The sequence below is a fragment of the Paraburkholderia sp. BR10923 genome (genome assembly GCF_040948765.1).
GTDB lineage: Bacteria > Pseudomonadota > Gammaproteobacteria > Burkholderiales > Burkholderiaceae > Paraburkholderia > Paraburkholderia youngii.
The window spans coordinates 84,637-104,989 of record NZ_JBFPKO010000026.1 but is presented as its reverse complement, the minus strand read 5'-3'; the positions used below and the strand labels follow the sequence as shown (position 1 = coordinate 104,989).

At 64.0% G+C, this 20,353-nt stretch carries 22 protein-coding genes; 5 read left to right on the top strand and 17 right to left on the bottom strand.

Features of this window, described 5'->3' with window-relative positions:
• Positions 1-217: 217 nt before the first annotated feature.
• Positions 218-1,519, bottom strand: a complete 1,302-nt coding sequence (locus AB3X94_RS33960; RefSeq protein ID WP_176109176.1) for an O-antigen ligase — start codon at positions 1,517-1,519, stop codon at positions 218-220.
• Between the two features lie 290 nt (positions 1,520-1,809).
• On the opposite strand from AB3X94_RS33960, the gene AB3X94_RS33955 reads away from it, so the two are divergent.
• The gene (locus tag AB3X94_RS33955; RefSeq protein ID WP_176109175.1) at positions 1,810-2,655 is read left to right on the top strand and encodes a glycosyltransferase family 2 protein; all 846 of its coding nucleotides are present in this window, start codon (positions 1,810-1,812) and stop codon (positions 2,653-2,655) included.
• A gap of 66 nt (positions 2,656-2,721) precedes the next feature.
• Here the strand turns inward: AB3X94_RS33955 and AB3X94_RS33950 are convergent, their stop codons facing one another.
• A complete protein-coding gene (locus tag AB3X94_RS33950) occupies positions 2,722-3,048 on the bottom strand; it encodes a hypothetical protein (protein WP_176109174.1) in 327 nt (108 codons plus the stop codon).
• A 199-nt stretch (positions 3,049-3,247) separates the two neighbouring features.
• On the opposite strand from AB3X94_RS33950, the gene AB3X94_RS33945 reads away from it, so the two are divergent.
• Positions 3,248-4,180: a recombination-associated protein RdgC gene (locus AB3X94_RS33945; RefSeq protein ID WP_176109173.1), complete on the top strand. Its 933-nt coding sequence runs from the start codon at positions 3,248-3,250 to the stop codon at positions 4,178-4,180.
• A 3-nt stretch (positions 4,181-4,183) separates the two neighbouring features.
• On the opposite strand, the gene AB3X94_RS33940 is transcribed toward AB3X94_RS33945, so the two are convergent.
• The 5 genes from AB3X94_RS33940 to AB3X94_RS33920 all read right to left on the bottom strand — a co-directional run bounded on the left by AB3X94_RS33940 (position 4,184) and on the right by AB3X94_RS33920 (position 9,652).
• Positions 4,184-5,041, bottom strand: a complete 858-nt coding sequence (locus AB3X94_RS33940; protein WP_368613779.1) for a FecR family protein — start codon at positions 5,039-5,041, stop codon at positions 4,184-4,186.
• A gap of 560 nt (positions 5,042-5,601) precedes the next feature.
• A complete protein-coding gene (locus AB3X94_RS33935; RefSeq protein ID WP_368613778.1) occupies positions 5,602-6,822 on the bottom strand; it encodes an MFS transporter in 1,221 nt (406 codons plus the stop codon).
• 91 nt (positions 6,823-6,913) lie between these two features.
• Complete coding sequence (locus AB3X94_RS33930) at positions 6,914-7,387, bottom strand: VOC family protein (RefSeq protein ID WP_176109171.1); 474 nt, start codon at positions 7,385-7,387, stop codon at positions 6,914-6,916.
• 67 nt (positions 7,388-7,454) lie between these two features.
• A complete protein-coding gene (locus AB3X94_RS33925; protein ID WP_368613777.1) occupies positions 7,455-7,940 on the bottom strand; it encodes a VOC family protein in 486 nt (161 codons plus the stop codon).
• Positions 7,941-8,089: 149 nt separating this feature from the next.
• On the bottom strand, positions 8,090-9,652 hold the full coding sequence (locus AB3X94_RS33920; RefSeq protein ID WP_368613776.1) for an SH3 domain-containing protein: 1,563 nt from the start codon (positions 9,650-9,652) through the stop codon (positions 8,090-8,092).
• Positions 9,653-9,810: 158 nt separating this feature from the next.
• Between AB3X94_RS33920 and AB3X94_RS33915 the strand changes: the two genes are divergently transcribed.
• Positions 9,811-10,236: a molybdopterin-binding protein gene (locus tag AB3X94_RS33915; RefSeq protein WP_184227651.1), complete on the top strand. Its 426-nt coding sequence runs from the start codon at positions 9,811-9,813 to the stop codon at positions 10,234-10,236.
• A 36-nt stretch (positions 10,237-10,272) separates the two neighbouring features.
• Here AB3X94_RS33915 and AB3X94_RS33910 read toward each other — a convergent pair whose 3' ends face one another.
• Together AB3X94_RS33910 and AB3X94_RS33905 are read right to left on the bottom strand one after the other, a co-directional pair.
• The gene (locus AB3X94_RS33910) at positions 10,273-10,710 is read right to left on the bottom strand and encodes a hypothetical protein (protein ID WP_176121274.1); all 438 of its coding nucleotides are present in this window, start codon (positions 10,708-10,710) and stop codon (positions 10,273-10,275) included.
• Complete coding sequence (locus tag AB3X94_RS33905) at positions 10,707-11,189, bottom strand: lysozyme (RefSeq protein WP_368613775.1); 483 nt, start codon at positions 11,187-11,189, stop codon at positions 10,707-10,709. Before AB3X94_RS33905 ends, AB3X94_RS33910 begins: the two co-directional genes overlap by 4 nt.
• Positions 11,190-11,474: 285 nt before the next feature.
• On the opposite strand from AB3X94_RS33905, the gene AB3X94_RS33900 reads away from it, so the two are divergent.
• On the top strand, positions 11,475-11,975 hold the full coding sequence (locus AB3X94_RS33900; protein ID WP_368613774.1) for a GAF domain-containing protein: 501 nt from the start codon (positions 11,475-11,477) through the stop codon (positions 11,973-11,975).
• A gap of 200 nt (positions 11,976-12,175) precedes the next feature.
• A complete protein-coding gene (locus AB3X94_RS33895) occupies positions 12,176-12,985 on the top strand; it encodes a mechanosensitive ion channel family protein (RefSeq protein ID WP_176109165.1) in 810 nt (269 codons plus the stop codon).
• Positions 12,986-13,003: 18 nt separating this feature from the next.
• On the opposite strand, the gene AB3X94_RS33890 is transcribed toward AB3X94_RS33895, so the two are convergent.
• The 8 genes from AB3X94_RS33890 to purD all read right to left on the bottom strand — a co-directional run bounded on the left by AB3X94_RS33890 (position 13,004) and on the right by purD (position 20,332).
• The gene (locus tag AB3X94_RS33890) at positions 13,004-13,402 is read right to left on the bottom strand and encodes a VOC family protein (protein ID WP_176380796.1); all 399 of its coding nucleotides are present in this window, start codon (positions 13,400-13,402) and stop codon (positions 13,004-13,006) included.
• A gap of 398 nt (positions 13,403-13,800) precedes the next feature.
• Positions 13,801-15,270 carry a ribonuclease G gene (rng, locus tag AB3X94_RS33885; RefSeq protein WP_176109163.1) on the bottom strand — a complete coding sequence of 490 codons (1,470 nt, stop codon included), beginning with the start codon at positions 15,268-15,270 and terminating at the stop codon, positions 13,801-13,803.
• Positions 15,271-15,279: 9 nt separating this feature from the next.
• Complete coding sequence (locus tag AB3X94_RS33880) at positions 15,280-15,909, bottom strand: nucleoside triphosphate pyrophosphatase (protein WP_176109162.1); 630 nt, start codon at positions 15,907-15,909, stop codon at positions 15,280-15,282.
• 259 nt (positions 15,910-16,168) lie between these two features.
• Positions 16,169-16,639, bottom strand: a complete 471-nt coding sequence (gene rlmH, locus AB3X94_RS33875; protein WP_008919684.1) for a 23S rRNA (pseudouridine(1915)-N(3))-methyltransferase RlmH — start codon at positions 16,637-16,639, stop codon at positions 16,169-16,171.
• A gap of 36 nt (positions 16,640-16,675) precedes the next feature.
• A complete protein-coding gene (rsfS, locus tag AB3X94_RS33870) occupies positions 16,676-17,125 on the bottom strand; it encodes a ribosome silencing factor (RefSeq protein ID WP_176109161.1) in 450 nt (149 codons plus the stop codon).
• Positions 17,126-17,129: 4 nt separating this feature from the next.
• Positions 17,130-17,885 (bottom strand): nicotinate-nucleotide adenylyltransferase, encoded by a 756-nt coding sequence (locus tag AB3X94_RS33865; RefSeq protein WP_368613773.1) that lies wholly within the window; start codon positions 17,883-17,885, stop codon positions 17,130-17,132.
• Positions 17,886-17,895: 10 nt separating this feature from the next.
• On the bottom strand, positions 17,896-18,819 hold the full coding sequence (hemF, locus tag AB3X94_RS33860) for an oxygen-dependent coproporphyrinogen oxidase (protein WP_176109159.1): 924 nt from the start codon (positions 18,817-18,819) through the stop codon (positions 17,896-17,898).
• 229 nt (positions 18,820-19,048) lie between these two features.
• Positions 19,049-20,332 (bottom strand): phosphoribosylamine--glycine ligase, encoded by a 1,284-nt coding sequence (gene purD, locus AB3X94_RS33855; protein ID WP_176109158.1) that lies wholly within the window; start codon positions 20,330-20,332, stop codon positions 19,049-19,051.
• Positions 20,333-20,353: the final 21 nt, after the last annotated feature.

Sequence of the window (20,353 nt, the reverse complement as noted above, 5' to 3'; positions counted from 1 at the left end):
GATCGAGTTTTCGCGGCAGTCCGAGGGCAGTTTCGAGCGTGCGATCGGGCAGGCGGTCGAACGCGTGAAGAGCGGCGCCGCGCGCATCGCGGCGCCGCGCGACAGCCTCGTGTACGACCCGAGCGTCGACGCGCACGTCGCGGCGCTTTACGAGGTGTTCACGCGAGGATGAGGGCGGCGCTCCGCGCTCGGGCAGCCGCTTCTCGTCGAATCGGAATCAATCGCGCGGCTGCGTCTCGCGCACGAGCGCGGCTGGCGTCGGCGCGGCCGGCGCTTCGCTGCGCAGCTCGCGCTTGCGTGCATCGATCATCGCCAGCAGTGTCGCTACCAGCAGCGCGAGCAGTACCGTCACCATGACCGGCACCAGCACGTCGATCGTGAGGCCGAAGATTACCGTGCTCGACGCGACCGCCAGACCGGAATACGACGCGGCGCGAATCGCCGGGTCGCTCGCATGCCGGTGCCGCCAGAAATACACCGTCATGCCGTAGTAGAACAGCAGCAGGCAGATCACGCCGACCGCGCCCATCTCGGCCAGGGTCGAGAAGAAGTCGCTATGCGCGCGTTCGTTGACGATCTCGGCCTTCACCTCGCCGCGCTTGGCCATCGCGCCGAGCTCGTTGACCAGATGGCCCTTGCCGACGCCCCACAGCGGATGCCGCTCGACGATCATCCGCGATGCGTTCCATAGTTGCAGGCGCAGACCGGTGGCCGTGAAGTCTTCGCCTTTGTGCATCATCGATACATCGTTCGGCACTTCGGCGAAGCGCTTCTGGACCCGTTCGGTCGACAACAGCCCCCCCGCGCCGATCACGATCACGAGCGTCGCGACCAGCAGGCGCTTTTTCCGCGTGAACCAGTGGTACTGCATGCCTAGCAGCACGACGAACACCGGCACCGCGAGCCAGCCGCCGCGCGAGCCCGACAGAAACGACGCATAGCCGCCCGACACCAGCGCGAGCACGCGCGGCACGAGCACGCGCCAGTCGCGCGGATTGTCCCAGCCGAGCGTGAATACCGAGAGGAACGCGAGCAGCAGCGCGGTATCGCCGAACGGAATCGCGTTCGTGTACGAGTTGTTCAGACGGTTCGCATCGGTCCAGCCGCCGGGCGGCTGATTGATGATCGCCCATGCGCCCACCGCGAGCGCGCCGGCCGCACAGCCCCAGCCGATCATGCGCAGATTGCGCGACGGCAATTGGCGCAGCAGCAGGAACACCAGCAGCGCGAACACGAAGCGCGCGACCGAGTCGAGTTCGCGTGGCAGCCAGTAGCCGAGCGCCAGCTGCTGCGCGCCGATCCCGACGACGAACGCGAGCATGCCGATCGTGAACCAGCGATAGGTGCGCAACGCGGAGAAATAGCCCGGCATGCGCCGGTTGACGATGGCCGCGCCGAGCGCGAGCGCGACGAGTACGAAAAAGCAGTAGCCGGTGCCGCCGCGCCACATCAGATTGACCGCGGGCGCGAGAAACAGCAGGGCCGACGTGAGCCAGACCAGACTGGAAGCAAAAATCATAGGTCTACGTTATCGATGAGCACACTACCGTTCCGGTGGTGAAATTGCAGGGGACGCCGGACCATTTGAGGTTTTCAAGACGGCAGAGCGATCCGGATTATAACCATGCGCTACCTTGCGGAATGCTTGCTGCCGCACGCGGTAAGGTACCGTCGGCCCGCGGTATTCGGCGTGGCGGCGGCAGGCGGCGCCTGTCGTGCGCGCAGGCGGGGGGCGGTACAATCGCGCGACATTCATGGCCGGCGCGCGGCGCATGCCGCGCCCCGCGCCCAGCTCAACGGACCGACTCGATGTTCTCAATCATCATCCCGACCTGGAACAACCTGCCTTATCTGCGCCTCGTGATCAAAAGCCTGCGCCGTCATTCGACGTATCCGCACCAGATCATCGTGCACGTCAACGACGGTTCGGACGGCACGCTCGCGTGGGTGCGCGACGAGGGCATCGAGCATACGGCGTCGCCCGGCAATATCGGCATCTGCCACGCGGTCAATATCGCGGCGGCGCGCGCGACGCAGGACTACATCGTCTACATGAACGACGACATGTACTGCTGCCCGGGATGGGATGAAGCGCTCGTCAAGCGTCTCGCGCAGATGCCGGCCGACAGGCTGTTCATGTTGTCGGGCACGATGATCGAGCCGGTCGATTCGGGCAATCCGTGCGTGGTCGTACGCGACTTCGGCCGCGATGCCCAGGTGTTTCGCGCCGACGAGCTGGTCGCTGCCGCGCCCAGTCTCGTGCGTGCCGACTGGCGCGGCGCGACGTGGCCGCCGACGCTCGTGCATCGCGACTGGTGGTTCAAGGTGGGCGGCTACAGCAGCGAGCTGAGCCCCGGCATGAGCAGCGACAACGATTTCTCGATGAAGCTGTGGGACGCGGGCTGCCGCGTGTTCGTCGGCGTCGGCGACAGTCTCGTCTATCACTTCCAGCAGAAGAGCACCGGCAAGATCGTGAAGAACGACGGCCGTCGCCAGTTTCTCAACAAGTGGGGGATGACGCAGGCGACGTTCGACCGCTATTACCTGCGCCGCGGCACCGCCATCGACGGTGCGCTAGCGGTCAGCGAGCCGGAGCGCACCGGCCGGCTGCGCCGGGCGCTGCTGAAGTCGCGCATCAAACGCGCGTTGGGCTGACTGGCGCCGAACCGAAAACGGCGGCTCGACGCGCTGCGGGTGTCGTTGCGGGTGTCGTTGCGGGTGTCAAACGCCGCCCGTCACGAGCGGCAGCACCGTCAGGTCCGGATGCGTGCCGTCGACGATGCTGCGTCCCACGTGCACCGCTTCGTAGAGCGCGTCGTCGACACTCGCGAAGCTCTCCTCGCCATCCGCGTGAAACGGCACCGCATGGCCAGGAAGCTGGGGATTGGCGCCCGGATGACAGACGTAGCCTAGATACGTGTAGCGACTCTTTTGCGTGGCCGCGTCGGCGGCATGCGCCGGGTCGGGCGGGTCCTTTGGAACAGGTGACACGTGTATCTCGAAGCCCTCGTATTGCACCGTTTGCCAACTTGCGGTTTGGTCGGCCATGACCGCCTCCGTCTAGCTCTGTCCTGTCCAAAAGTCTAGGTGATTTGCCGCCAAAACGCGCGGATGCGCGGGCCTGTAGTCGGAAGGTTTTTTGCTTTATTTCTGAAAATCGGCAGTATCCACGATCGCGTCGGCCAGAACGCCCCGTCTGGTTCTCGTCGGATAAAATGCTGCGCTTTGCCTAAATCCGACTTCGCTCATGTGGTTCAAAAACCTTCAGCTGCACCGTCTGCCCGCTCCGTGGTCCGTCACCCCTGAACAGTTGCAGAAGTGGCTCGCGCCGTACGCGTTCGCGCCCGGCCAGAGCGTCGAGATGCAGGCCCAGGGGTGGGCGCCGCCGCGCGACGGCGACTCGCTCGTCTACGCCATGAATGGTCAGATGCTGCTGACGTTCCGTGCCGAGAAGAAGCTGCTGCCCGCGTCGGTGGTCACCCAGATCACGCGCGAGCGCGCGGCCGAGCTCGAGGAGCAGCAGGGCTTCAAGCCGGGCCGCAAGCAGATGCGCGACCTGAAAGAGCAGGTCACCGACGAGTTGCGCCCGCGCGCATTCAGCATCCGCCGCGATACGCGCGTGTGGATCGATTGCACGAATGGCTGGCTCGTGATCGACGCGGCGTCGCAGGCGCTCGCCGACGATGTGCGCGGTCTGCTCGTCAAGTCGATCGACCAGTTGCCGCTGATGACGGTGCGCGTCGCGCAGTCGCCGGTCGCGGCGATGACCGGCTGGCTGCTCGACGGCGACGCGCCGGCGGGTTTTACGCTCGATCAGGACACCGAGCTGCGTTCGCCCGCCGAGGGCAACGCGACGGTCCGCTATGTCGGACATGCACTGGACGCCGAAGACATGCGTCGCCATATCGAGGCAGGTAAGCAATGCATGCGGCTGGCGATGACGTGGAACGATCGCGTGTCGTTCGTGCTGACGCCGTCGCTGACGATCAAGCGCATCGCGCCGCTCGACGTGCTCAAGGAAGCGAGCGATCCGACCGCGCAGAACGACGACGAACGCTTCGATTCGGACGTCGCGCTGATGACGGCCGAACTCGACCGCATGCTGCGCGATCTGATCGATGCACTCGGCGGCGAGCAGGGCGAGCAAGGGTTCGCGCTGCCGCAGGCCGTGGCGGCTTGAGCGTCAGATTCTCGTGCTGTCGAGCGCTTCGACGAGGGTCCAGTAAGGCGTGATCGAGCGCAGACGGATCGGGTAGATCCGCCGCAGCAGCGCGAGCGTCGCGTCGCTATCGGTGAGCTGATAGATGCCCGACACGCGTAGATCGGCGACGTCGGCGGCACAGCGCAACACGCCGGCGTGATAGCGCGCGAGTTCATCGACGAGGTCCGCGATACGCATGTCGTTCGCGTAGAGCAGGCCACGCGTCCACATCGCCTCGCGTGGGTCGAGCGTGAGCGGCGCCGCGATGCCGTCGCGCGTGAACCTGCACCATTGGTCCTGCGTCAGCATCAGCGCCGCGGTCGCTGCCGGCGTCGCCAGCGCGTCGCCGCGAAACGCAGCCACGCGCGTGAAACCATCGCGTTGCTGCACACTGAACTGCGCGCCACGCGCTTCGACGACGCCTTCGGCCGTTTGCACGAGTAAAGGCGCATGAGTCGTTCGGGTGCCAGCGCTGCCGCGGACATCGCTCACGGGCCGCACCATGATTTCCCCTTCAAGCAGATGAACGCGCCGAACGTTCGCTTCGAACGCGACGTCGATCGCGGTCGCGCTGCCCAGCGTGATCTGGGAGCCATCCGCGAGCAGTATGTCATGCAGTTCGCCGGTCGCGGTGCGGAAGTCGGCGGTCCATGTGCGCCATGGCGGGCGGCTCGCGAGCCAGCCCGCGGGCGCGGCGATGGCGAGCCACGACAGCGCCTTCAGCGCGCGTCGCCGTCCCGCCGACACGCCGACAACCCCCGCGTCTTCGCGTAGCGCGGTGCCGGCTTCGCGCCGCAATTCATGATTGGCCTGTCTTTCCGTATTCGACTCGCAAAGCATTTTGATTAAATGTGCTGCATTCTGAACGCAATTGACAGATGTGATTTATCAATTGAATTTTGCAAATCACATTTAACAATCCATGCCTATTGAATTGGCTATTTCCGGTTGAATGTGAACCTGAGTTCACATCGGGGTTACGCACGCACACCCGGTAATTTCAGATCAGGCAGACACATTGTCACCGATACAAAAAAACTGCGCCATGCGTGTGACTTTACTTTTTCATGAATGTTTGGCCGTGAAATACGGCTAATTGTGCCGCAAGCGAACGTAGCCCTTTCGTCATGAATTACAGAGTGCCGGGTTTAGCTGGGCCACGCGGATCATCGCCGTCCTGCGCGCGGGCGAGTTCCCGGTTGCGTTGCAACCTGTCATGCATCATGACTTCCGTTCGAGCATGAACCCCGGTAAAGCTCCGTGCGCTGCCGCACCTTCGATGCAGACGAAAAAACGACAGCCGTATCAAAGGCTTGCGGCTTTTTCCAGGAAGTTATGCACAGATTTGCCAACAAAAACTGTGGGTAACTTTGCGAGTATGGTCGCGTGTCGAAGCGCTGTCAGTCTTCGAGCGCCCACGCGCGCTTGCGGCGCAGCAGCGCCGAGCCGATCGATACCGCGGCGCCGATGCCGCCCATCGTCAGCGATAGCGCGACGATCAGTGGGCCCGTTTGCGTACGAGCGGAGAACACGCCGACCAGCAGGCCGGCGAGCGGCTGCGTCAGATTGTTCAGCAAAATCGCGACGCCGATCGTCTTGCCGTAGTCCTCGGGCGGAATGATCTGCAAACGCGCGCTGCGGATGTACACGTTGAACATCTTGTCGAAGCCGACGATCAGCAGAAAGCCGAGCGCATAGCCCCCCGGCGACGCGCTCGCGCCCGCGATCACGCCGCCCGCGCAGATCATCACGAACGCGACGAGACCGAGCACGCGCGCGGGCCAGCCGGCGCGCGCCACCGTCAGCAGCACCAGCACCGTGGCGACCGCGCCGGCCGTTTGCAAAGCTGCGTAGTAGCGATTGGATTGCGCATGCAAGTCCGTCACCATCGCCGCCGATGTCGCGAGCGTGACACCGATGACGAGGTTCTCCGCGGCCGCGAGCATGATGACCTTTTTCAAACCCGGCAGCGTCCACACGTGCTTGAGCGCGATGCGCAGCGGCGTGCTCCAGCGAGCGGCGCGCGCGAGCGATTGAGCGGACCCGGGCGAGCGCGCGCGAAAACCGCTCAGTCGCTGCCAGACCAACAGCGCCGCGTCGGCGCACAGAAACAGCACGCCGGTCGCGGCGACCACCCATTCCCAACGCCACACACCGAGCAGCAGGGCGGCGAGCATCGGCCCGAGCACAAAGCCGAGCTGGTCGGCCAGTTGCGAATAAGCGAGCACTTTCTGGATCTGCTGCGTGCTGAAGATCTGCGGCAGCATCACCTCGCGCGCGACGAGCCCCTGGCTCGTCAGCACGCCGCACGCGGCCGACAGCGCGATCAGCCAGCCGATGCCGCCGAACAGCGCATACGCGGCGATACCACCGAAGCACGCGAGTGCGCGCACTGCCTGGCTCAGCCGCATCAGACGCAGCGGCGGGAAGCGGTCGCAGAGCGCGCCGAAGAACGGGAACACGAGGTAGCGCGGCAGCGTTTCGATGAAGAACGCGAGGCCCGACCATGAAACCTGGCGCGTCGTTTGATAGACGACGAGCGGCACCAGAAAGAGCAGGATCTGATCGGCGAGACGTGCGATGAACAGCGAGCAGAAGAACGCCTGATGGTTGACGCGCACCGTGGTTGTCTCGCCGTGTTGGGGTGGAGTCCGATCCTATCAAAAGATCGCGCAAGCGAGGGAAGGCGGGGCGCTCGCTGCCGACGCGGTCCTACTCGCCGCGATACGCCTGTTCCAGCGGCGCGATATCGAGCTTGACCATCTTCATCATCTGCGCCATCACGCGGCTTGCCTTCGCGCGATCCGGATCGCGCAGCATCTGCAGCAGAACGTTGGGCGTGATCTGCCACGACACGCCGAAGCGGTCCCGCAGCCAGCCGCAGGCCACCGGCTCGCCGCCGTCGAGCAGCTTCGACCAGTAGCGGTCGACTTCTTCCTGCGAGTCGCAGTGAACCATCAGCGAGATGGCCGGCGTGAATTTATATTGCGGGCCACCGTTCAGCACCATGAACTCCTGGCCTTCGATTTCGAAGGTGACGGCGACGACCTCGCCCGCCGGTCCGGGGCCGGCGTCCGTGGAGTGCAGTGTGGTGGCGATGCGCGAAGCCGGAAACACCGACGTGTAGAACTCCGCGGCCTCTTCCGCATTGCCGTCGAACCACAGGCACGGCGCGATTTTCTGCATGGCGTTGCTCCTTCGGGACGGGTGTCGGTGGGGCCGGGCGTGCGTTCGCCCGACGCCCACCTTCAGCTCACTTCTTCTCTTGGGACGAACAATCCATCGCGGCCATCGCCTTCTGGATTTCCTCGGCGCTAAGGTCGCGCTTGTGCGTCGCGAGCGACCAGCTGTGGCCGAACGGGTCTTTGACCTGGCCATAGCGGTCGCCCCAGAACATATCGGTGACGGGCATCGTGACGGTCGCGCCTGCGTCGACCGCCTGTTTGAAACTTGCGTCGACGTCCGGTACGTAGTGGTGAATCGTGACCGGCGTGCCCTTCAGCGTGTTCGGGCCGAAGCTTTGGTGCTCGGGCCATTCGTCGGTCAGCATCAGCATCGAGTCGCCGATTTTCAGGGTCGCGTGCATCACCTTGCCGTCGGGGCCGGGCAGACGGACCTGTTCGACGGCGTTGAAGGCTTTCGTGTAGAACGCGATCGCATCGGCGGCGTTCTTGCAGATCAGGTACGGCGTGAGTGAGTGCATCCCTTCCGGGATCGGTTTGACTGCGGCGCTGGACATGACGGTGACTCCTTGAAGTAACGGTTCCTCAGTGGAAAGACCGGCTGCGTGAGCTGGGTCTTCAACGTTACGACGAGTTTGTGACCGTTGGATCGACACTCCGGGAAAAATATTTTCGGGCCCGGGCGAGGGCGAGTCGCCGTTGTCATTCACCCCGCCGGATTGTCCTCGTCCGCAGGCGGCGCGGACGACGGCGCCACGCTGCCGGCCGGTGCGCCGAGGATGCTGATCTGGAACGTCCGCGTCGCGGCGAGCGACTGCAGCGTCGCGTCCTCGGCGATGCGCTCGTCGAGCGGCAGGATTACCGAACCACCGATCACCGCGCGCCGGCTGTTGTCGGCCGGACGCAGGCCCCACACGTCCTGATAGACGACCGGGACGGTGGCGCCGTTGCGCGTCGTGGTGCCGAGGTACAGCATCACGTGGCCGCCGATGTAGATCAGCGTGCGCAGCGGCACGCCATGCCGCGCCAGATAGTCGAGCCGCTCGGCGGGCGTCGAGTCCGACAGATCGATCATGCGGCCGGCGCTCATCTGCGTCGACGAATGGCGCGGCAGCCACACGCCGAACGCCGCGAAGATGCTTTGCAGTTCCGACGAACAATCGTTGTAGAGGCCGCTGTTCCCCCAGCCGTACGGCCGGCCGATCAGCGCCTTCAACAGCATCGCGAGATGGCGCGGTGTCGCGGTGAGCGGCATCGGCGTGATCTGCGTGGTGTCGAGCGACGCGGTGCGGATCAGCGCGCGGCCGTCGACGTCGCGCGCGGGAACGAGTAGCTGGAGCGCGCCTGCGTTGGTGCTGGTCGCGGCTGGCGATGCCGAGACACCCGTCAGCAGCGGCAGCATCGTCCCGGCCGGCGCGTTGAAGCGGAATACGTCGCGGCTGTCGTTGACCGCCGCCGACGCGGCGATCACCGCGCCCAGCGACTTGCCGGCCGCCGTGCGCCATTGATCGATGAAACGATCGTCGGCGAACGCCACGCCGTCGCTGCGCACCCAGCCCTGCACGTCGGGCGTCTGCACGTAATGCCATGCACCGTCGACGCTGCCGCCGAGCACATAGAGCGGCGTACCCGGCCGCACCGCCGAAATCTGCAGGTTGTCGAACGGATAGCCTTCGCCGGCCAGGTGACGGTCGTAGAACGACGGATCGGTGGTTGGCAGTTCGCGCACCATCAGGTTGCCGGTCGCGATCGCGCGCCGCTCGGGCTGATACACCGGCGCTTGCGTGAACTGAGCGACGTTGATGTTGCGGGCGATCGCGTCGATCCACGCCTTGTCGTGCGGCCGGAAGTTTTCGCCGTAACCGATGACGCCGCCATGCTTGCCGGTGTTGTCGAACTTGTCGATGCGGCGCTGTTGCAGTGCGGCAATGTCCTCGCCCTGTTCGCGAAACACGCGTGCGCTCACCCAGGCGGGGTTCCATGGCGACGGCGCGTTCTCGCCCGTGCCGAAGTAGCGCGCGAATAGCGCGTCGAAATGTGCGTGCTGCTCGGCGGCGCTGAGAAACGGCCTATCGTAGTCGGGGCTGTTCGGATCGAGCCAGTTATCGACGTTCTGGTCGTAATGGGCGAGCGGAAACAGCGTGACGTTGTCGACGAAAGCGTGCGTGCCATGCGGCGGCGTTGGCGTGCCGCACGCGCCGAGCATCGTGACGGCGGCGCATAGCATGGCGGTGCGGCAGGCACGGCGGGAGAGAACGGCGACTGACATAAGGATTCGGCGTGTGACGTGCAAGGCCACGATGATACGGTGTCGCCGACACCCGCGGCGCATTGGATGTTTAGCGGTGGCGCGCACGGCATCCGCTACACTCGTTTTGTCCGTCCACCCGCGCGTTGCCACGCGCTTCAATCGACAGGGAGCACGCTATGAAAACCAGCGCACGCAATCAGTTCAGCGGTGAAATCACTGACGTCACGCACGGTGCCGTCAACGACGAAGTCACGCTGCGCACGTCGGACGGTCTCGAGATCGTCGCGATCATCACGCACGGCAGCGCGAAATCGCTCGGGCTCGCGGCTGGCAAGCAGGCGTTTGCGCTCGTGAAGGCATCGTCGGTGATCGTGATGGTCGATGTCGCGAAGCACCAGGTGTCGGCGCGCAACTGCGTCGAAGGGACCGTCGCGGCCGTGACGAAGGGCGCGGTCAATTCGGAAGTGACGATCAGTGCAGGTGGCGCACAGATCGCGGCGATCATCACGAACGACAGCGTGGCGCGTCTTGGCCTCGCGAGCGGCAAGACGGCGACGGCGATTTTCAAGGCGTCGAGCGTGATTATTGGGGTCGATCAGTAGCAGGCCCAGGCCTCTGGGACGGTACTCAGCGAGCTCTCACTGATCGCGTAGCGCGCGAACGATGATGCCGTCCCATCCAAACACAATCCTGCGAGCGTCCATCCGGAAAACCGCAAAACAATTGTCGCTATCTACGACAACAGTTGTAGCGGGCAATCCGGTTTCATTTACGCGAAGCCCGAACTGATTCTTCAACGCCGAAAGCGTGTCGATTCGTTTGACGGTAAAACCTGTGTTCGGCTGGCAGGTTTCCCTGTCGAAGCTCATGGATTGCGGCGTAATCGTCATCGTCATGCCGAGAATCCTTTTTGCTTCGGGGATGCCACCAGAAATATCGGCGTAGTCAACTACATCGGTCACGACCCAATTGCCGACGAAATCATTGATTGTCGCGTGTGGTGTTTGTGCGGCGCACACGCTCGCCGAGGCGGTCAGTGTGAGAGCCACGTATGCAAAAATCTTGTGGCCTGTCATTGTGCGGACTGCCGGAAGGGCGCGGATTCTCGTTGGCGGCGGCTCGTTAGTCCCCGGCTTCTCTTCGCAGGACCGATCTTTCGGCCATTGCGATCGCGCGGGGTAATCATCACATTGAGCATCATTTTTTCTGCGACGGCTGTCATGTTTCCGGTATTTGCGGGACCTAGCGCGTCGCGTGTGTTCTGGCGTGACGAGTTATAAGCAAAAGACACGGCAGCATCGAACTGTGCCTGAGTCAATTCGTACTGCGTGACCACGGTTTTAACTGCTGCCTCTGCCTCACGAACCCGATTTCGCAGGATAGTGTTTGCCTCTTCGGGAACAACCGTTCGCGCTAGTTCCTCCGCCGTACACGGACCGAAGTGGGCTAATGTGCCGATGCCCCAGGTGCAATTACCATTCTTTGGTGCATCGTTGTAGTAGCGCATAACGACGCCTTCATTTATACGAAGGGCGGTATAGCCTGCTTCACTCATGGATTTATCTGAATTTGCGTTTGGCATCGAGTATCTTAAAAAAGCAGATCGAATGGAGTGAGTAATATAACAAAATAGAACTCGCAAAAATCAGTTTGAGTTAAAATAATGCGAAATGAGTTATTTATAATATTAAGATAGAATCTGAAAAGGGCAAATTGAGAATTGGAGGGGACGCGAGCATATGCGCGCGGTGTGTGTCGCCGCGTTCGACATCCGCGCGTGGGGATTGCGCTTGCTTTAAACTTTGCCGTTTACCATCCCGCTCTGATTAGAGACCCCGTCATGTTCGAAGTTTCCTCCACCTCGCATCTGCCGAAAGCCGCGCAATATGAAGAACTGGTTGCGCAGGCGCGCGCGCTCTTGGCCGGCGAAACGGACTGGATCGCCAACGCCGCGAACTTCTCGTCGTTCGTCTTTCATTCGTTGAGCGATCTGAACTGGGCCGGCTTTTACTTTCACGACGGCCGCGAACTGGTGGTCGGCCCGTTCCAGGGCAAGCCCGCGTGCGTGCGCATTGCACTCGGCAAGGGCGTCTGCGGTACGGCCGCGCAAACCCGTCAGACCCAGGTCGTGCGCGACGTGCACGAGTTTCCTGGTCACATCGCGTGCGATTCGGCGTCGCAATCGGAAATCGTCGTGCCGCTCGTCGCGCCCGACGGTACGCTGATCGGCGTGTGGGATGTCGATAGCCCGATCATCGCGCGCTTCGACGAGGAGGACGCGAAGGGCATGCAAGCGTTGTGCGCGGTGTTCATCGAGGCAGCGCTGCCGCGCGGCGTGTAACGTCGCGAATCGCGCCGAGCGCGGCGCGCAGAATGAAGCGCAGATCGTCCATCTCAATCTTTGAGACGCTCGAGCGCATCTTCTTTATGCCGTCGAGATCGACGCCCGGTTACAAGTCGCGTACCGCATCTTGCGACCGATGGACAGGAACGCGTCGTGCTGGCTCTGCATCGGTATCGATCAAGCGGACCAAGCCGACGATGGACGACTCCCTCTACCGTTTCTTTCATCTTCAGCCGTCACTGCTCGTCACGCTGACACACGACGTCGTTGATATCGCGATTGCCGTGCTGATCGTCGTGATTGGCTGGTGGTTGTCGAATCGCGTCGGCGCGATGTTAGCGAAGGCGCTCGCACGCACGCACGCGGACCCGACCCTCGCGCCGATGCTCGCGGCGATGGGCACGTGGGCCGTGCGCGTGCTCGCCTTCATCGCGGCGCTCGGTGAAGTCGGCATCGCGACCGCGAGCGTATTGGCCGTGCTCGGCGCGGCTGGCCTCGCGATCGGCCTCGCGCTGCAAGGCACGTTGCAGAACATCGCGGCCGGCATGATGCTGCTGTTGCTGCGACCGTTTCGCGTCGGCGACGTGATCGAAGGCAGCGGCGCCGCGGCTGGCATCGTCCGCGAGGTGGGGCTCTTCACGACGCGGATCGAACGCGGCGACGGCAACATCGTGTTCGTGCCGAATAGCCAGATCTGGAGCAATCCGGTGATCAACTACAGTTGTGGCGGGACGCAGCGCATCGAGGTCGACGTGGAACTCGCGCAGCGCAAGGACGTGGATGCGGCGATCGGGCAACTGCAGAAACTCGTGGCCGACGAGCCGCGTGTGCTGAGCGGTTCGACGCTTGCACCGGTGGTGTCGGTTGCGGATTATCCGGCGGATGGCGGCGCGACGTTAAGGATCGCCGCGTGGGTCAGGTCGCCGGACGCGTCGTTGGCTGGCGGCGATCTGCAACAGAGGGCGCAGTCTGTGCTGGAGCAGGCGGGGTGTGAGGTGGCGGCTTAGGCCTCGAGAGGTTCGGGTTTAGGGTTTCGCGGCATGGCATACGGCCTCGATGCGATTGCCGGCCGGGTCGATCAGAAATGCGGCGTAGTAGCCGGGGTGATAGTGGGGCCTCAAGCCAGGTTGGCCGTCGGATTTGCCGCCGGTCGAGAGTCCCGCTTTGAAGAATGCATCAACGTGCTCGCGGGACGGCGCTTTGAAGCACCAGTGACGTTTGTTTTCTGTTATTTCATTTGGATCGAGATACACGGCCAAATAGGTCGATGAGGTGTCGTCGATCGTGCAACGCTCGCCGTAGCCTAAGGCGGTGGGACGGTCGAAGACTTTGCTCGTGCCGAGAGCTGACATGATGGCGTCGTAGAAAGGGCGGGCTGCCTCGATGTCGGGAACGCCGATCGATACGTGATCGAGAAGCTGCATTAGATGTCTCCCTCTGGAAGTTGCGCTGAGTTTATACCTTTGACTCGTTTCAACAGGGCTTGGCGATGCGCAGGCGTTCGACTATCAGCCGGATATGCCGGCGGGTGTTTTCGCTCGCGGAGGTTCGGATGTGGATCCAGTGGATCGATAGTCGCGACGACTCGAAGGGGGCCACGCTCAGCGAGCAGAAGGGTGATGAGTACGTCCAGAAACTGAGGGCTGGAGCTCGCCTGTTATTTGTTCTCGAGCCGTCGTGTGGTGCTGAAATGGCCGTGCTTTGCGAATCACTTTCGCTAAAGGCGAGAATCTGAATCGGGTGCTGACAAGAACATCGAAAAGCTGATGCGGGCACTGCGCCCAGACCGGTATGAATGATCCGGCCTGATCCGGGGCAATACCTACATCAGCACGATATCGTACTGCTCCTGACTCAAATTCGACTCCACCTGCAACGACACCGGCTTGCCGATGAAATCGATCAGCATCGCCAGATGCTGCGACTCTTCCTCGAGAAACAGATCGATCACCTGCTGCGCAGCGACCACGCGGAACTCGCGCGGATTGAACTGCCGTGACTCGCGCAGAATCTCGCGCAACACGTCATAGCACACCGTGCGCGCGGTCTTCACCTGCCCCTTGCCCTGGCAAACCGGGCACGGTTCGCACAGCACATGCGCGAGCGACTCACGCGTACGCTTGCGTGTCATCTCGACGAGCCCGAGCTGCGAGAAGCCGTTGACGGTCACCCGCGTGCGATCGCGCGACAACGCTTTCTTCAGTTCCCCTAGCACCTGGTCGCGATGCTCGGCGTTTTCCATATCGATGAAATCGATGATGATCACGCCGCCCAGGTTGCGCAGCCGCAATTGCCGCGCGATGGTATGCGCGGCCTCGAGGTTGGTCTTGAAGATCGTGTCGTCGAAGTTGCGCGCGCCGACGTAACCGCCGGTGTTCACATCGATCGTCGTCATCGCCTCGGTCTGGTCGATCACGAGGTAGCCGCCCGACTTCAGGTCCACGCGACGCGACAGCGCGCGCTGAATCTCGGCCTCGATGTTGTACAGATCGAATAGCGGCCGCTCGCCGGTGTAGTGATGCAGCTTCGACGATACCGCCGGCGTGAACTCGGCCGCGAAATCGGCGAGCATCTGATGCGTCTCGCGCGAATCGACCTGGATGCGCGACGTTTCATCGTTGACGAAATCGCGCAGCACGCGCTGCGCGAGATTCAAATCCTGGTAGAGCAGGCTGGTGGGCGGCATGCGCTGCGCCTGCGACAGAATCGTCGCCCACGTCTTGCGCAGATACGCGACATCGGCGGCGAGCTCTTCGCTCGTCGCATCCTCGGCGATCGTGCGCACGATGTAGCCGCCTTTCTCGTCGGCGGGCAGCACGGCGGTCAGTCGCGCACGCACGGCCTCGCGCTCGGCCTCGCTCTCGATCTTCTGCGAGATGCCGATGTGCGGTTCCTGCGGCAGATAAACGAGCGTGCGCCCGGCGATGCTCACTTGCGTGGACAGCCGCGCGCCCTTCGTGCCGATCGGGTCCTTGACGACCTGCACCATCAGCGTCTGACCTTCGAAGACGATCTTTTCGATCGGCTGATGCGGTGCTTGATGTTGCGCTTCGCCGGCAATGCGCGGATGCCAGATGTCGGCGACGTGAAGGAACGCAGCGCGTTCGAGGCCGATGTCGATGAACGCCGATTGCATGCCAGGCAGCACGCGCACGACCTTGCCGAGATAGACATTGCCGACGCGCCCGCGCGACAGCGTTCGTTCGACATGAAGTTCCTGGACGGCGCCCTGTTGAACGAGCGCGACGCGCGTTTCCTGCGGCGTGACATTGATCAGGATTTCTTCATTCATGGTGTTGTTCTAGAAGTCGATGCGCGCTGCACGCAGGAGGGCAGCGGTTTCAAAAAGCGGCAAACCCATGATACCCGAATAGGACCCGTCTATATGCTCGATAAACTCCGCCGCGCGTCCCTGCACGCCATAGGCACCGGCCTTGCCGAGCGGTTCTCCGCTCGCCGCATAGCGACGCAACGCGTCTGCGTGCACTGCAGCAAAACGCACCTTCGACACCGACAACGCCGCTGGCAGCAGCGCGCCGTCGGCATCGATCACGGCGAGCGCGGTCAGCACTTCGTGCGTGCGGCCCGCGAGGCGCGTGAGCATCGCGACCGCATCGTCGGCGTCGATGGGCTTGCCGAGAATCGCGTCGTCGATCGTCACGGTGGTGTCGGCGACGAGGATCGGCCGCACCGCGTGACCAGCGGCCACGAGACGCGCCCGCGCCGCGTGCGCTTTCGCAATGCATACGCGCCGCACGTAGTCGCGCGCGTGTTCGCCGGGCCGTTCGGCTTCGAGCGCTTCGGCGTCTTCATCGGGGCGCGGCAGCAGCAATTCGAAACGCACGCCGAGCTGTTGCAGCAGCTCCTGGCGGCGCGGGCTTTGCGAGGCGAGGTAGACGAACGGATGCAGCGAAGCGGAGGGCGTGAGCATGAACGGGTCTCGATGGAGCGGGGAACGGATGGCGTGGCGGCGGTGAACGCGGATGGGCGTGGAAGAGCGGGCGGGGCGAGCTTGATTCGGCGACGCGATCGATGCGCCGAATCCATTCATGGCATCGATGCGCGGCGCGTCGGGCGCATCATCGCATGAAGTGGCGGCAATGCGTTCAAGAAGCGTATCGATCAGAGCACCCGCGACGTGCCATCAACAACGAACGGTTGCCCAGGCGTCGCCGCGCTGGCTCCGGCACTCACGCGCGATGATACGGGTGATTTTGCGTGATGGTCCACGCACGGTAAAGCTGTTCGGCCAGCAGCACGCGCACCATTGCGTGCGGCAGCGTGAGGCTCGACACGCGCAGCATCATATCGGCGCGTGCTTTCAGCTCGGGATCGAGACCGTCCGCGCCGCCGATCAGAAAGGCCACGTCGCGGCCGTCCTGCTGCCAGCCCGGCAACGCGCCCGCGAGCTGCATCGTGGTCCAGTCCTTGCCGCGTTCGTCGAGCGCGACGATGCGCGCGTTCTTCGGCAACGCGGCTTCGATCTTCTGCCGCTCGGCGGCCATCACGCTTTCGGCCGAACGGCCCGACGAGCGCTGCTCCGGTTTGATCTCGCGCAGCTCGATGCGCAGCTCGGGCGGCATGCGCTTCGCGTATTCGTCGAAGCCGGTCGCGATCCAGTCCGGCATCTTGTGGCCGACGGCGAGGATATGCAGTTTCATTGCGAGGAAACTAGCGATGTGGCCGACACGGCCCGCTTACTTGCGGCGCGCGCTAGTCTTGCGCGCGGGCTTCGCGGCAGGCAAATCCTCGTCTTCCTCGTCGTCGGGCTCGCTTGCACGCGCGCCGCCGAACGGACTCGGCGTGGACAGCTTGATGCGCACCGGCTTGTCGCCCCAGATTTCCTCGAGGTTGTAGTACTGGCGCAGCGCCGGCTGCAGGATGTGGACGATCGCGTCGCCGCAATCGACCAGCACCCATTCGCCGATGTCCTCGCCCTCGGTGCTGACGATCTCGCCGCCGGCTTCCTTCACGCCTTCGCGCACGCTCGACGCGAGCGCCTTGGTTTGCCGGTTCGACGTGCCACTCGCGACGATCACGCGATCGAACAGCGAGGTCAGGTGGCTGGTGTTGAACACTTTGATGTCTTGCGCCTTGACGTCTTCGAGAGCGTCGACGATTACGCGCTGCAGTTTGCGAATATCCATGGAGTTACCGGTGGTACAGATGATGTTGAAGAATATAGTCCCACACCGCGGCGGGGACGTGACTCGTGGCCTGATCCTGGGCGGTGTCGCTCGCACCCGCGTGGACCAGCCGCTGGTTGACCTGCTCGCGCAGCTGCGCGCGAATGTCGGTGGCCGAAACGTTGAACGCGAGCGTCGTGTCGATCAGCAGATGGCCGCAGGGCGTGGCCTGCAGCACCTCGGCTTTCGCGCGGCGCGCGGCGATTTCCCTCGCCACCGCGGGGGCGACCGAGGCGAGGTCGAAGCCGGGCCGCGTGGCCGCGCCGATATGCGCAAGCTCGAACAGGCGCCGCCAGTCGCGCCACGTGTCGAGATGCACCAGTTGATCCGCGCCGATCAGCAGTGTGATCGATGCGTCGTCGCCTTCGCGCTCGCGCCAGCGTTGCAGCGTATCGACCGTGTAGGTCGCGCCTTCGTGCTCGATTTCGTCGGTCGCGACGCGCACCGTCACTCCGGGGATCGCGAGCGACGCAGCCGCCGCGCGCGTCATTGCGAGTCGATGTTCGGCAGGCGATACGTCGGCTTTCTGCCACGGCTGGCCGGCCGGCAGCAGCACCAGTTCGGTCAGCCGCAGCACGTCGGCGAACCGCCGCGCGAGCGCGAGGTGACCGTCGTGGATCGGATCGAAAGTGCCGCCCAGAAGACCGATCCGGCGGGGCAGTGCGACAGGGTGAGCGTTCGGCTTCAGGTGAGGATCCTTTGTCGTGACCGTAAGCGACACGGGCGGCGCGTCACACCCACTCGCGCGGCACGAGGAAATCGCTGTACAAGCGAGCTTCCGGCGTGCCCGGCTCGGGGTGCCAGTTGTAGCGCCAGTTCACCACGGGCGGCATCGACATCAGGATCGATTCGGTGCGTCCGCCGCTCTGCAGCCCAAATAGTGTGCCACGGTCGAAGACCAGATTGAACTCGACGTAGCGCCCGCGCCGGTAGGCCTGGAACGCGCGTTCGGCTTCGCCGTAGGGCGTATTGCGGCGCCGCTCGATGATCGGCAGGTACGCCTTGAGAAAACCTTCGCCGACGCTTTTGAGCATCGCGAACGATTGCTCGAAGCCGGGCGCCGAGAAATCGTCGAAGAAAATCCCGCCGATGCCGCGCGCCTCGTTGCGGTGCTTCAGGAAGAAATACTCGTCGCACCAGCGCTTGAAGCTCGGGTACAGGTCCGCGCCATATGGCGCGAGCGCGTCGCGGCACACCTGATGGAAATGCCGCGCGTCCTCTTCGTAGCCGTAGTAGGGCGTCAGATCCATGCCGCCGCCGAACCAGAACACCGGCTCTTCGCCTTCCCTGGTCGCAATGAGCAGGCGCACATTCATGTGCACGGTCGGGCAGTGCGGATTGTGCGGGTGCAGCACGAGCGACACGCCCATCGCCTCGAAACCGCGCCCGGCCAGTTGCGGCCGCGCGGCGCTCGCCGAGCCCGGCAGCGCGTCGCCGGCGACGTCCGAGAAGCCGATGCCGGCGCGCTCGAAGAACTGGCCGCCTTCGAGAATCCGCGTGACGCCGCCGCCGCGCAGCTTCTCGCCAGGTCCGCGCTGCCATGCGTCGGTCGCGAATGCGGTGCCGTCGAAGGCGCCCAGCGTGTCGGCGATATGCGATTGCAGGCCTTGCAGCCAGTTGCGCACGGCTTGTGCGTCGTAGCTCGAATTGCTCATGAATGCAGGTTCTTCGAAAGAGGGCGACGGCCGCGTTCGCGCCGGGTTGGCTGCCGGGACGCTCGGACCGCGCGTTCGGATGAAAGCGGCTTGCCGCTTCGGTCGATCCGCGGGCTCCGTGCCCGCCTGTCGCGACGAGCGCGAAAAATGCAGTGTAGCGCGCGTCGTGCCGCGCGCCCGCGGCGCGCTGTCGCGTGGGCGCCGCTCGCACGGCGCCCAGCGGTACCGCTTATTTGCCGTCGTGCTTGCGATTGAGCGCGCGATAGCCGATGTCGCGGCGGTACTGCATGCCGTCGAAGGCGATCTGGTTGATCGTGTGATAGGCGGCCGCCTGCGCGGTGCGCACCGAATCCGCCAGACCGACGACGCACAGCACGCGCCCGCCCGAGGTAGTCAGCTTGCCGTCCGTCAGCGTGGTGCCGGCGTGGAACGTGACCGAATCCGCGGTTTCGGGGGGAATGCCGTTGATGCGGTCGCCCTTCCTCGGTGTGTCCGGATAGTTGTGCGCGGCGAGCACGACGCCGAGCGCGGTACGGCGGTCCCATTCGAGCTCGACGGTGTCGAGCGTGCCGGCGATCGCGTGTTCGACCACTTTCGAATAGTCGCCCTTCAGACGCGCCATGATCGGCTGCGTTTCGGGGTCGCCCATCCGGCAGTTGAATTCGAGCGTCTTCGGGTTGCCTTGTGCGTCGATCATCAGGCCCGCGTACAGGAAGCCGGTGTAGCGGATGCCTTCCTTCTCCATGCCGCGCACCGTCGGCAGGATGATTTCGCGCATCACGCGCGCATGCAGCTGCGGCGTGACGATCGGCGCAGGCGAGTAGGCGCCCATGCCGCCCGTGTTCGGGCCCTGGTCGCCGTCGAGCAGACGCTTGTGATCCTGGCTCGAAGCGAGCGCGAGCACGTGCTTGCCGTCGACCATCACGATGAAGCTCGCTTCCTCGCCGGCGAGGAACTCCTCGATCACGACGCGCGCACCGGCGTCGCCGAGCTTGTTGTCCGACAGCATCATGTCGACCGCGGCGTGCGCTTCTTCCAGCGTTTGCGCGACCACCACGCCCTTGCCGGCGGCGAGGCCGTCGGCCTTGATTACGATCGGCGCGCCCTTGGCGTCCAGATACGCGTGCGCGGCGGCGACGTCGGCGAAGGTTTCGTACTCGGCCGTCGGGATGCCGTGGCGCTTCATGAACGCCTTGGCGAAATCTTTCGAGCTTTCGAGCTGAGCGGCTTCTTTGGTCGGCCCGAAGATCTTCAGACCGCGCGAGCGGAACAGGTTGACGATGCCTGCCGCGAGCGGCGCTTCCGGCCCGACCAGCGTGAACGCGATCTGTTCTTTTTCGACGAAATCGGCGAGCGCGGCCGGATCGGTGATGTCGACGTTGAGCAGACGCTCATCCTGAGCGGTGCCGCCGTTGCCGGGCGCGACGTAGACGAGCTGAACCCGCGGCGATTGCGCGAGCTTCCATGCCAGCGCATGTTCGCGACCGCCGGAACCGACGACGAGTAACTTCATGTGAATCCCCGAGACTTAAAA